At 29.8% G+C, this 14,454-nt stretch carries 5 protein-coding genes and 1 riboswitch; all 5 genes read right to left on the reverse strand.

All coding sequences use genetic code 11. The features are described from left to right. Positions 1–15 precede the first annotated feature (15 nt). Positions 16–1,605 (reverse strand): cell wall-binding repeat-containing protein, encoded by a 1,590-nt coding sequence (locus tag Q3287_RS06275; protein ID WP_407963698.1) that lies wholly within the window; start codon positions 1,603–1,605, stop codon positions 16–18. Between the two features lie 369 nt (positions 1,606–1,974). Further along, positions 1,975–3,849: a cell wall-binding repeat-containing protein gene (locus Q3287_RS06280; protein ID WP_407963699.1), complete on the reverse strand. Its 1,875-nt coding sequence runs from the start codon at positions 3,847–3,849 to the stop codon at positions 1,975–1,977. A 211-nt stretch (positions 3,850–4,060) separates the two neighbouring features. After that, a complete protein-coding gene (locus Q3287_RS06285; protein ID WP_407963700.1) occupies positions 4,061–9,988 on the reverse strand; it encodes a M60 family metallopeptidase in 5,928 nt (1,975 codons plus the stop codon). Between the two features lie 121 nt (positions 9,989–10,109). Next, positions 10,110–10,195: riboswitch (cyclic di-GMP riboswitch) on the reverse strand. Between the two features lie 219 nt (positions 10,196–10,414). Continuing rightward, complete coding sequence (locus Q3287_RS06290) at positions 10,415–11,818, reverse strand: cell wall-binding repeat-containing protein (RefSeq protein ID WP_074180158.1); 1,404 nt, start codon at positions 11,816–11,818, stop codon at positions 10,415–10,417. A gap of 477 nt (positions 11,819–12,295) precedes the next feature. Continuing rightward, positions 12,296–14,191 (reverse strand): cell wall-binding repeat-containing protein, encoded by a 1,896-nt coding sequence (locus Q3287_RS06295; RefSeq protein ID WP_054277383.1) that lies wholly within the window; start codon positions 14,189–14,191, stop codon positions 12,296–12,298. Between the last annotated feature and the right edge of the window lie 263 nt (positions 14,192–14,454).

Consider the following 14,454-nt stretch of genomic DNA (forward strand, 5'->3'; position numbering starts at 1 on the left):
TTTTTACAAGTCAACTTAATTGCCATTTAAAAACTCTTGAGTAGCATGCACCTGACCATCAGATAATATATAAAGCCCAAATCCAGTACTATAGAACTCATTACTAAGCATATTTGCATTGTACTCAGGAGACTTCTTCCATACTTCAAATATAGCTTTTGCTAAATCTTTTGCATCTTGAGTAGTTTGGACATTTTTAGAGTTGATATAAATATATGCTATATTTTCCTCACTTCTCATTCCAAAATCAGAAAATACTTGTGGAGCATTTTTACCATCTATATAATGTGCAAAAACTTTTTTATCCATCATATACTTAGACCATGCATTTGCCATACCCTCTAGCTTACTAGACACTACCAAAGGTTCTTTGCCTTTTTCTTTTCTATAGGAATTAATTAGGTTATACATTTCAGTAGACACCATTGTTTTAAATTCTGGGCTATTATAATCATGAGTTTTATCATCTAGCACTTTTATTTCTACTCTTTTTTCTGTGCTTTTTCCCCATTCATCTGTAGCCTTTAATGTCAATATGTATGCACCTACTCTATTTGTGTCTATAAATCCATCAATTTTTATTGGCAATACCTTCCCAGTATTATCTTTAGCTACTATATTCAACTTCCCACCATCGAACTTCTCACCTTTGTATATCTCTGTAGTCCCTACTGTGATTGTTGGAGGTTGTCCATTTGATTCTGATGCACTTACACATTGTTGTATTACCTTATTACTCAATTCACCTATAGAAGTTATATGTTTAGCTCCTTCTAATACATTCTTATCACTACCATCATTTACTAATACCATTGGATAGTCTTTAGTAAGTGGTGCAGCTGCTATAGCATCTACTAACTGATAGCCATCTGACACATAAAATCCATCTGCACTTTTAAAAAAGTAGTCTATTACCTTTTTATTAGTTTCAAATCGGTCAGTTCCTTCTATTCTTACTGAGTTTGTATTTTTAACTAGAGAGTTACTCATTATCTCTTCTGAGCCTATACAATATGATAGAACATCTTTTACATCAAAAGGTACACTCTTTCCATCTGTAAGTATTATTGGAACTCCATCTCTAGTAGCTACTGATGATACACTCATTGCATCTGCTTCTCCACTATATGCGTTAGTTAATAGTACTTTATCAATTTTTTTTATAGTTGATATTTCTTTAGCTACTAAATAACTCGTTTTTAGTCTGTCTTCTCCACCAATTCTCTTGACTTCTATATTTTTAGAATCCAGTTCTTTTTCTACTGATTTACTTATAGTATCTTCTGTACCTATTATGTATGCTCTTTTGATATTTTTTAAACATCTATTTGTCTCTGCTGGTATCTTATTTTTTTGTGTAAATAATATTGGTGCTTTTGTGGCACCTGACAATCCACTTGCACTTAATCCATCTGCAAGTGATTTTTCTGTATTTACTAAAATTACTGTTTCATAAGTTTGTCTATCAGCTATCTTTGCTGCTGTTTCATATCTATCTTTACCATATATTTTTTCTACTACTGATGATGCATTTACACTTTTGAAGTTTACCAAGATTAATGATATTGCTAGACCTAATGATAATATTTTTTTATTCATTTTCATATCCCCCTGATGATTTTTATATTTTATATTTATATTATTTTTACCTTTTTTTAATTATTTTGTTATTTTTTGTATATTATAAAGTATATCTTATATAAATATATCCCGTCTATATATTAATATTTTATTTTATTAAAAATTTCAAAATTATTTCTAGTTGTTTTTTAAATATTTATAAAATATATTTCATTAATAAAAATAATTTACATTATTTTATAAATTAATTTTAATTCCACTTAAATCATCCTACATATTCCACTATAATATTATTAAGACAATATAAATAAAAATAAGAATGTACTTAGACATATGATTTATATCTAAATACATTCTTATTTTAAGCTTACTTATTTACATTTACTTTGATACTTATTTTGATTCAATTAAACTCTTAATCTTATCTACTACAGATGAAGCTATTCCTCCACCTATCTCAAATAACTTAGATGAATTTTTATTTTTCAATGAAATTTCTTGTGATTTATCTAACATGTTTGTAGCAAGTACAACTGGTGAATTATTTTTAGCTGCCAATGGTCCAACTGCTAAAGCATCTATAAGCTTGTCTTGATTTGCAACTACAACTCCATCAAGTTTAGATTGAGAATAGAATTTATCTATTACTTTTGCATTTGTCTCTTGTCTACTTTGCCCTGCAACTCTATTTTTTGATATATCTTTGTCTACTATTTTCCCAACTTGTTCAATGGCTTTATTAGATATTTTTTCCACTCCACCAATAAAGTATATATTTGACACCTTATTTGATTTAATAAACTGTTCAGTTTCATTGTCTACACCATCTTTTTGTGTAAGCACTATTGGAGTTTTTTCCTTTCCAGCTAATGATGCTATTGATAATGAATCAGCTTCTCCATTTCCTGCTCCTATATACAACTTGTTTACATTATTTGTCTTATCAATTTCTTTTGCTATATTAATAGAAGTCTGATATCTTGTACCTCCACCTATTCTTTGTACTGATATTTTTGAATTTATAGCCTTAATTGATTCAATCACTGCATTTGGCATAGAATTATTTCCACCTATTACAATCACTTTTGATGGATTTAATCTTTTTATTTCTTCTACTGTTCTTTGAGGAAGCTTGTCATTTGAAGATAAAAGAATTGGTGAGTTTTTTACACTAGCAAGTGGCGTAGCTGTAAGCCCATCTACCATACTTTTGTCTTCTCCATTTACAATTATGACTGTATCTGATTTTTCCCAACCACTTTGAGAAATTTTAACTGCTGTCTCAAATCTATCTGAGCCTTTTAATTTTTTTACTGTTACATTAGATGCAGAATTACTCGAACTTCCACCACCTGAATTTCCTCCAGAAGTTCCACCTGAACTATTATCTGTATTATTTGAACCTCCAGATGTAGTCGAATTTGCATCTAGTTTTGATAGTTCACTTTCAACTATAGATTTTAAGGATTTAGGAGTTTTAATTTCCACATATTTATTTGCTATGGCTTTTCTAAGTTTTGTTCTTTTCTGAGATAGTTCAAGTTTTGTGATTAAATCTGAACTATTTTCTTCTATTGTACTATTTACAAGATAATAACTTGTACCAAAATTATTTATTAGATATTCTAAAGCATCTCCTTGACTAATTTCATACTTTTCTGGGTCAACTTTACTAGCTCCACTACCTCCTGTTGGTTTAATTTCATTCTCTTCAACAATACTAAAACTTTCTCCATCACTAGAAGTAATATTTTTAAAGTCTATAGTCTTACTATTATAAGTTACAATTTTTAATGCAGGTTTAATATCTGTACCATTTCCTACAATCTTATATGTTATATTTGTATTTCCACTAGATTTCTTTACTGATATTTTTCCTATATTTAATGTATTTCCATCCAAAAAATTCTCACTTGATGTTACATATATATCCAATGTAGTTGTATTACTTGTTTTATCATATGTTGATACATAACTAGCATTAGCATTTCCATTTTTTATCTGCTTTGATATATTATCAGACCACTTAATCTTTTGACCTGGTTCATTATCTATTAATTCAACCTCACCTTGCACCTTTATACTGGCTTGAAACGAATACACTATATTCTCTACTGACTCCACAGAAATATCTATAGTATTTACCTTTTCATACGTCTTTGTCCCTTGCAGCACTGGAGCAGCATATGCAAATGTCGCACTTCCAGTTATAGCTACTGCCATACTCGATACTGCAATAGTTCTTATAAAAGATTTTCCTTTACTCATTAACACCCGTCCTTATCTATCATCAGCTAGATGAATAAAATCCTTTATCCATCTAGCTTCTTATATTTAATTTATAAATTACCCTAAATTTATAGTTACATTATATATGCTTTATTTTTGACAAATTGCTTTTTCAAAACTTTTTTAGCTACTACTCACACAAAATGCCCAATATCATACTGATATCTTAGTCTTTTCAGACTTTCACATACTATTTATCTCTGACAATATTACTCTTTACTTTATTATTCACAGTAATTACCTTCTTATCACTCACATCAATAGTACTTATTGTAGCCTTTCTAGCTTTACTATTACTATCAGTAAGACTTATCGTCTTTAACTCATCATAAGTTGTAGCTCCCACAGGTACATACATTGTATCACTTACAAATCTCTGACCTACTGGAATATCTCCCTGAAGGTCATTGTATCTATAAAGCTCTGCTTTAACCTTATCACTCAAAGAGTTGAAGTCTTCTTTTGGCATATAATAAACCCATGTCCCTTTACTTATCTCACCTAATTGTCCATTTTTTGGCACCTCTGCAAATAAAAGAGCTTCTCCAGAGATAGTTTTATTATTTTTATCTATAAGTAATGGTAAGTTAAATGCTGGATTTCCACTATATTCCCCTGTAATTACTATTGAACCTGCTGGAATCTTAGCTGTTTCATCTTCACTTGTATCAGGGTCATCACTTTGATAGATATAATCCTCTGCTAACTTTCCAATTCCATTAGTACGAGTTTGGTCTACACTATTCACTGTTCCAATCTCTATATTGTCGCCTGGAGGCCCTATTATATCTAACTCTGCAACTTCTATATTAGACTTATTGTTAGATATTAATTTTACATATCTAGCTTGATATGTCCAAAGCTTACCATCTTTATTAAATGTAACTCTAGCTTCATTGTCTTGGTCTTTTCTTCCACCAACTAAGTCTTGTCCATATTCAAAAGTTCCTTGACTCACATCTTCCCAAGTTTTTTTATCATTACTTACTTGTATCTTGTAAGTAGTCAATGGACTATATGTTGTGCTAGTATCCTTTCTAAGACTAAACAGTCCTTTTAGTGAGAACTTTCTAGCTTCTGTCTTTGGTTTTGTATACTTTAATCCAACTATAGGTAATGTCTCTTTCATATCTACTATTATATATGGATTTTCTTCTACATTTATATCTGGGTCTTTTTGTGGGTCTTTGTTCCATTCAGCTTTACTAATTCTCTTTCCTTTATAAGTAGTGCTTGCATCATTATCTTTTATATTATCAATTTCAGGATTTTGTAGTGGTCCATGTGAGTCATTTTCACTTCTAACGTCACCATCAGAAACAGTATTTGTTATAAATGACCATGCTGACTTATTAATTTTTCCTTCATCTGATAATTTTACAGTACCAACTTCAAACTCGTCTGTTGGATTTAAATGATAGTCATATGCAACTACTTTATATGTAAACGCTCTGTTATTAAGAGGAGATATATTGTCAATAAATTGAGCTTTACTATTTCCTTTTGCATCCACAAAACCTACTGTTCTGTATTTTACTTGAGTTCCATTTTCACCATCTAAGTAGTTTCCATCACTTCTTATTATTTCGTATCCTAATATTTTATCTTTGTCTTTATCAACATCTAAATCTATAGATATCTTATTAGATTTAACTAAAGAGCCACTTTGCATTCCATCAGCAAAACTAGCACTTACCTTAGTATCTTCTGCCATGTTAGATATGTTTTCATTTAAAATCTTTCTTCTAGCCTCATCATTTACATACTGTATCTTCCTAGTCTCTTTTTCGAACTTCTTACCATCCATTATACTGTTTAGCTCTGGTGTAATCTCTACTCCCCATGCCTTAAAGTAATCTCTTAAATCTTTTTCAACGACACTTGATGCCATAGCAACTAGCATTTGGTCTTTTGGCAAGTTATTTATTGGGTCATCACTTGAAAGTGCTCTATATTTTCTAGAAATTTTAGCATAGAATGAATCATTACCTAAATCAGCATCTGAATTATTCTTTAACATTGAACCAGTAAAATCATCGTCATATGCTAAATGTAATTGCCATAACATTCCAAGTCTTTCAAATACGTTACTTGGTATTCCCAAACTATTTGAAGTAACATGTTCATATATCTTATCCATTGTAGAACCTTCAAGTCTTGAATGTGTATCATCATCAAATGTCTGAGCAAGTAGTGCAAGTACATTGTTACTAGTCTCACTGTATGTCATCTTACCTATATCTGTAACATGCCCTATCTCATGACCTATTCCCCATCCAAATAAACTTCCGCCACTAGCTTTTCCATTAGCATCTATTTGGAAAGGTACTCCATTCATAAGCCCTGGAACTGAGCCGTATTCCACTCCTACATGTAGACCAGAAGCATACATAAATGCTCCAATAAACATTCTTTGATATTTTATGTTCATACGAGATTTTGGGGCCATATCATTTTTAGTTATATTAAACTCATTATCGTCTATAGTTCCATTACCATCTAAATCTTGTGTCTTAAATACTCCTCTTTCAGAGTATATTAAATCCATAATTTGTTCCCATGCAAGCATACTGTTATATAGTCTATCTACTTGTGTGTTTAAATCAGAATTTCCTTTTGATATTCCTTGATATACAGCTGTTGCTGGAACGTTTAATGTTACTTTGTCACTTTCAATGTCAGTAGTATTTAATACACCTGTTGTTTCTGAATATCCATATGAATTACCAATATTTGTGCCTGGATAGTATGGTTCTCCTTTTATCTCATCCTTATATTTAGCTAATTCTTCTATATAAGTTTTTATTTTTTCTTTAGATTTAGAAACCCCCTCAGGGCTATTGTCATTTATCATTCCATTTAAGTTAAGGTGTGGTATCTTAGTAGCTCCTGCTACACGCACTTTTATATCTCCACCACTTGGAGTATCATAAGGGTATCTTATATATAAGCTTCCTCCACGTTCTGCATCTAAGCTGTGAAGTTTACTCAACTGAATTACATTTTTACCAGTGTTAAGGTTTATTTCTCCACTCTTATATGCTCCAGACTCTCCATAGTATTGTGTATAGATTAACTTAGGAGTCTTACCACTTTTACTTCCAACATATATCGTGATTTCATCTCCAGCTCTAGCAGCTACTCCCAATGCCTGCCAGTCATTTCCCATACCTAAGTTATTCGACTTAACAGTATAGTTTCCACTCTTATCTTTATATTTTCCTGATACATTTATATCTTGATTAACAGTAGTCACATCAGTAAGTGTTGCTCTATCATTATATAAGTCTTGAGCTAATTTTAATTCTCTTTCTATAACAGTCTTATATGGATGATATTCTCCACTTGCTGTATCTGGAGTATTAAGTCTATCTTTTAGTTCTGTAATTTTTTCTTGAGTTATACCTTCTTTTAATTCGACTTGTAAATCGTCTGTAAATAAGTCTCTTACCTCTTTTTCTATACTGTCATACTCATAGAATTTAAGCTCTGATATATTAGATTTATATGAATAAGATGAACAAACACTAACTTGTATCTTAGTCGCATTTATTGGTTCTTTTAATCTAACCATCACGTATTTATTATTATTTACAGGGTCTGTCTTTGTTTCAAAAGGTACGTCGCCTAAATTATGTAATTGACCATTTTCATCCCAATACTGTATCTCAAAGTCATTTATAGTCTTATCAGAAACATCAAATCTAGGTGTAGCCATAAAAGTATCCATAGTATAAGCTTTATCAAAAGTTATGATTGGCCCTCTATTCGTTCCTTCAGCTGCATTATATTTTGGGAATGTCCAATGTGTTGTGAAGTCTCCATCTACTATATTAAATTTGTCAAATGGATTTTTATCACTATATTCACTTGTATCATATCCAGCTGGATAAGTAACATCAACTATATGATTAGTTGGTATTCCAAATCCGGCATCAGATTTAGGAGTATTAATCAATCTGTAGTTAGGTGTTGTTGGTGCATCTACACTTTCAGTTGTGCCTAGATATATCTTAGACATTCCACTAGTACCTAAGTGATTAGTAGCTGTCATTCTAACTTCATACGTTGTATTATCTTTAAGCCCTTCTATTTTTGAACTTGTTCCTCGAATAAGTTTATCATTGTATTTTATCCAAGAGCCATTAGAACCTTTTTCTCTGTAATATAAGTCAAAATCTTTAGCTTGTTTATGATTTTTCCAACTTACATCAAGAGCTTTAAATCTACCTTTAATGCTTATGCCTTCTGGTGGCTCTGGTCTTGTATCTGGAACAACTTGAAACTCTATTATACTGTCTGGGCTAAATTGTATAGGCTTATAGTTTGAGTCCACATTTTCTGGTACTCCATCTAAATTGCTTGGTGAAGCTTCTTTATATCCACTAGACCAATCGCCATTTAGAGACTGTATGCTAACTCTATATAGACCATATGCATCTATATCTCTAACCTCTATAGAATTTTTGCTAGTTTGTAATTTTTTAGTTGATAATACTTTTCCTTTACTATCAATTGTATCTAATATAAGTTCATATGCAGACACATTCACTTCATTGTTCCAATAAAAAGATACCTTTTCATTTCCAACAGCAGTACTAGTTGCTATTTTATTAATTTTAGGTATATTCATATCTGGCTTTGGTATTTCTTTATAAACATTATTTAAAAATTCAACTTTAGATATTTCTGCAAGATTTCTATCATTAGCTGTTGTAGCTGTTATTTTTATAGTTATCTTTTTCACTGCTACTTGTTTGCCAAGATTTATCACTATATCGCTATTTTGAACATCTGCATATGTTTCTAAAGCTGACCTACTATATGTAGATGTCGTAGAGTTGTCATCTTTACTAATATTATTATCTTCTTTTGGTGTATCTTTGTCTAAATCAGATTTATCAGTTGATGAACTTTCTTTATCATTACTTTCCTTATTATTGTTTTCTTGTTCATTTGTATTAGAATTTGATTCTTCTTTATCATTCTTTTCTTCTTGAGTATTATCTAAGTTATTATCAGGTTGCTCTGTATTTTCTTCTTTATTATTTACTTCTTCTTGTTGTTCCTCTTTTAAAGTTTTTACATACTCTTTGTTTTCATAAGGAATCTCTTGAACATTACCATCTTTATCTGTAACCTCAACTATTCCTTTTGCTGGAGCACTCCCTTCAGGAGCTTTAATATTTATGACTTCCATATCAAGTGCTTCTGATAAAGCTATATCCATTACTGCTGGTTTTTCTTCTGATATTTTATCCTCTTTATTTGCTGGAGATATTGTAATTCCACTACTTTCTCCACTAAACAAGTCTTCTACAGTACCTTGAATATTTGTATCACTATTTTCTTCTAATGTTACTTTACTTGTATCTACTATAGGATTGGTAGGTACTATACTTTCCAGACTATTTGCATTTTCATTTTGTCCTAGATTTTTATGTACATAGTCTAGGTCAGCAATATCCACCTTTCCATCTCTATTTAAATCATATTCTTTTTTATTTGAATCTATATTTTCTAAAACTTCATTATAATCATTTTTATCTACTTTTCCGTCTCCATTTACATCTCCCATTAAGAATAGTTCATAGTTTAAAGGTTTATTTTTACTATCTACACTTACTCTATTACTTAATAAAACCCTTTGAGAATAACTTGATATATCAATATCTTTAACTTCTTTACTCTTAAATCCACTTCCAGAGACTTCTACCTTGTATTTTCCAACAGGTAAATTACTGAACATAATATTATAATATGATATATTTTCATCTTTATCTTTTACTTCACTTCTATTGGCAGATAATTTTTTAATAGTATAGTCTATAGTATCTGTTCCTATATTTATACTTCCTAAATTTTTACCTCCAAGTTTTATTATCCCACTATTATTATTACCATCTTTTAATTGTAGCTGTATATCAGTTATACTTTCTGATTCATTATTTTTGATTGGAAGTGAAAAATTTAAATCCACTTCTAGATTCCCCTTTAGCTTTTCTGTAACTGATTTTTCAACTGCCCTTAGTTTTCCCTCTAATATAGGCTCTGCAAAAACATTCAATGGTGCACTACACATAGATACTGCTAGTACACAAGATATTGCCTTTTTCATGAAATAACAATCCTCCCTCAATAAATCTTTAATTTTCCATGAATTTAAATGCTATAGTTTCAGACAATAAAAAAAGACACTCAAAGAGAATCTTTATTATGAATAAAAAGAATTTGCTCTTTTTAGCAACTGGCTGATATGGCTTTATAAGCTTTAATCCCTATAGTTTTGCGTCATTAGATTTCCCTAATTTTGCCATTTAATTTTCAATGCTTTTATACCCATTTTATACTATATTTAAACTTTTTAATACAAATTTTTTATGTTAAAATCCAAAAAAAGAATATTTATATTATTATGTTAATATAAATATTCTTTCTCATTATAAATACATTACTTATACGTTATTTTCTAATTATTATCTTATTACATATTTCCAACACTTATATATTATTCTTATCAAAATATCTAAATCTTGGTAAATACTTATTCTTTATATCTTCCATAAAACTCATGTGTTGCATATATAGTCTTATCACCTGTCATAGTTAATCCAAATCCCATTATCTCATATCCCTTATGCAACATATTTGTACCTTCCTCAGGATTGGTCTTCCACTCATTAAAAATAAAGTTTCCTATATCATCTGCATCCCTATTTGTATATACAGGCTTATCTGGGATTTTATACTTAATTATATTTTCCCCTTGAACCGAAATGTATCCAGGCTTAATCTCACTCCAATCTAAGTATTTCAAAAAAGTAGAATACGAATTTTTACCATTTATAGTATGAGATAAAGTCTTTTTATTTGCCATTAAATTAGACCAGTCATTTGCTAAACCTTCTAATCTACTTGCTACAGATAACTCTCTTACTCCATTTTCTTTTCTGTATTGTTTTGTAAGAGCATATATTTTTCCCTTTATTCTATCCTTAAACACCTTATCATTTGGATTATAGTATAATCCTTGTTGATTTGGAGAGGCTTGATTTATACATTGCTTGATGACATTCTGATTTATTCCTCCTAGTACAGTTAATTTATCTGCACCACTTAAAATACTCTTATTGCTACCATTTTCAACTAAAACCACAGGTGCATTTTTTGCTATTGTAGAAGCTACCAATGCATCAGTTAGTTGCATACCTTTACTTAAATAAAATTCTTTACTGTCTTTATAAAATTCTTGTATAACTCTTTTATTTGTGTCAAATCTATCCGTTCCACCCAATCTAACAGAATTTGTACTCTTAACCAGTTCATCACTTATTATCTCGCTAGAACCAAGTGCATAACTCTTTAATCCTGTTGTATCAAATCCTACACTGCTTCCATCTGTAAGTATTATAGGTACTCCATCTCTTGCTGCTACTGGCGATGCACTTATTGCATCTGCTTCTCCTGTGATTCCATTAGCTATAATTACCTTATCGATTGGTTTAATTTCTTTGATTTTCTCAGCTATCTTTACACTTGTATCAAATCTATTTTCGCCAAATATTCTCTCTACAACCTTATTTTTAGATATCAATTGATTTTCTATACCTTTACTGATAGTTGATTCTGAACCTATTATATATACATTCTTTGCTTTATTTAATCTTTCCATTGTAGTATTTGGGATTTGATTTTGTTTTGTCATTAAAATAGGCGCGTTTAATGCTCCTGCTAAACCACTTGCGCTCAAGCCATCTGACAAGCTATTATCCGAATTGATTAGTATTGCTGTATTATAGTTTTGTTTGTCTGCTATTTTTGCTGCTGTCTCATATCTGTCAATTCCTTTTATTTGTTCAACTGATGTGAGCGCATTTACTCTAGGAGTATTTACCATTACTAAAAATAGTGTAAGTCCTATAGCAAATATCTTTCTACTATTCTTCATATTTTTTTACCCCCAATATTAGTTTTTATAATTTTGTTATATTGATTTTACTTAGACTTAATAAAAAGTTACAATTTTGTTACCATATTTTATATATGATACCATAGTTATCCATCTAACTCAAACAATATAATTAAAGTTTTTATTATTCATAAATTCAAAACATTATAACTTATTTTCTTTAATTAAGTGATAGGCTCAAAAGTTTTATTAAGTTATACACTTAAAACAATATAATTTAATAAGTATTTATTTTCTATAAACTTTCTTATATATAAAAAATAAATATCTTAAGATAACATCTACTACAAGATATAATAATCAAAAACAATAAAAAGATGGTATCCTAACTTATTTTAAGATACCATCTTTTCATTATTTCTACTTTAATTGTTTATACTTATTTATTATCTATATTATATCTTACTTAGCTAAACATTATCTAAATAAACTTACAAATTTAAATTTTATATACTATTAGTTTCTAGTAAATAAGTTTATTTTTTCTGCTATTTTCTCAATAGCATTTTTAGCTATTCCTTCACCTATTTGTACTAACTTAGTAGCATTCTTAAGTCTTAATTCAACTACTTCTTCTTGTGACTTAGAAAGTTCTTCTGTAGTTAATATTATTGGTGCCTTTGCACTAGCTGCAAGTGGTGCTGCTGTAAGTGCATCAACTAATTGTCCATTTCCACCTACATAACCATCTTTTGCAACATATGCTTTAGTTGCTCCTGCATAGTACTTGTTGATTACTTTAGCATTAGTGTCTTTTCTGTTTTCTCCTGCTAATCTTTCAACTTTATTATTTAAATCTATTTCAACTAATTTGTTTTCAACGTCTTTTGATACAGAGTTCTCTCCACCAACTATTTCTAATTCTTTTCCATTTAATAACTTCTCAGCTTTAGCATCCAATTCGTTACCTGTAACTATTATTGGAGCACCAAATTGAGCAGCTCTAGCAGATATACTCATAGCATCTGCTTCTCCATTTCCACCTACTACGAAAGCAGTTTTAAATGTATCTTTTAATTGTTTTGCTATTTCTAAAGAAGTCTCAAATCTATCTTCTCCAGAAACTCTTTCAACTTTACTTACACCTAACTTAGCAAGTTTTTCTTCAGTTTCTTTTGATATTTTAGATTCTCCACCTACTATATATATCTTCTTAGAAGACAAGTTGCTTCCAAGTACTCTTAATATCTCAGCTTCTATTTCTGATGGTAATGAATCTTTCTTTGATAATAGTATTGGTGCATTTTTTTGAGATGCAAGTGGTGCTGATGCCAATCCATCAACTATAGCATCTTCTCCAACTAAGATTATTGCTTCTGCTGCTCCATCATTAAATCTCTCTTTACTAACCTCTACTGCTGTTGTAAATCTTGAATCTCCAGATAAAACTTCTACCTTTAATTCTTTTCCATCTTTAACATCAGTTAATACTTTGTGTAAATCTCTTACTAACTTATGATTTTTACTTGATATACTTATTGTTTCTGGCTTTTCATTTGTCTTGCTTAAAATCATATCGAAGCTTGATTTTTCTGGCTTATCTTTATCATCACTATCTTCTTGCTCTTGAGTAAGTATAGCTACATTTTCAAATGTTAAAGAATATCCATTTTTAACTTTATTAACTATTTCTCTTCCTGATGTAGTCAATCTAACTCCATCGAATAAATCTTCTGCTGATACATCTTGTAAATCTGCATTTTTAACTGTTATTGTATGTAATTCTTTTGATTCTATATCACTATATTTCTTTTCATAGCCTTCAAAAGTACTTTCTTCTGATATTATTTGTTTTGAGAAATCTAAGTGTTGGTCTCCCACATTTATAGTAATAACATTTTTTGAATCTTTTGCTCTTTTTACTTCAACTGAGCTTGTAGATTTTATTGTTGCTGTTAATTTGCTATCAGAATCTTCTGCTAAAGTTGCATTGAAAGCATTAACTGCATCTACTATTTCTTGGGCTGTTTTGTAGTTTTCGATTTTATAGTCAACTACTTTTCCACCTAGAGTTTGATGACCTTTGTCTTGTATTGTAACTTTTAGACTTTGTCCTTCTACTAACGAGTTTATTTTGTTTTGTAATTGAGTTGCATTAGTTAAATTTACATTGTCTACTTTTATATCGTAAACTCTGTCATTTACATTTGCTCCTGCTTTTGTCTCTTCAAACTTAATTTCTAATGCTTTTCTAACTTCTTCAATTAATTTAGTAGAATCTTTCGCACTTACTGTGTAACTTTTATCAACATTTTCTGACACAGTGTTATCTGCGAATATTGGTGCTGCTGCACTCATAACTGTGGCTCCTGCCATTACTATTGCCATACTTCTCTTCTTGTTGCTCAACATATTTATGTCCTCCGAATATTGTTTTTTAATTTTTTTATATTCGTATTTCCCACATATAAATAATATTATATATAATATTATTTATCAATACATTTTATAAGTTTACATAATTTACTAGCATAAGTTTTAAAATAATTGTATAAAAATCCATATTTTAAGCACATTATCATATCAATTTTTACTAATTAATCCTCAATATTTAAATCAAATATACATCATTAATTTAAACTATTTTACAAAGTTTAAGACTACTATTTATTACA

Origin of the sequence: Clostridioides sp. GD02404 (assembly GCF_045898275.1) — a bacterium.
Classification (GTDB): Bacteria; Bacillota; Clostridia; order Peptostreptococcales; family Peptostreptococcaceae; genus Clostridioides; species Clostridioides difficile_A.

Bases quoted from the DNA above. Each gene is read 5' to 3' on its own strand.
- Q3287_RS06285 (WP_407963700.1), bottom strand. From the start codon at position 9,988: ATGAAAAAGGCAATATCTTGTGTACTAGCAGTATCTATGTGTAGTGCA.
- Q3287_RS06290 (WP_074180158.1), bottom strand. From the start codon at position 11,818: ATGAAGAATAGTAGAAAGATATTTGCTATAGGACTTACACTATTTTTA.
- Q3287_RS06275 (WP_407963698.1), bottom strand. From the start codon at position 1,605: ATGAAAATGAATAAAAAAATATTATCATTAGGTCTAGCAATATCATTA.
- Q3287_RS06280 (WP_407963699.1), bottom strand. From the start codon at position 3,849: ATGAGTAAAGGAAAATCTTTTATAAGAACTATTGCAGTATCGAGTATG.
- Q3287_RS06295 (WP_054277383.1), bottom strand. From the start codon at position 14,191: ATGTTGAGCAACAAGAAGAGAAGTATGGCAATAGTAATGGCAGGAGCC.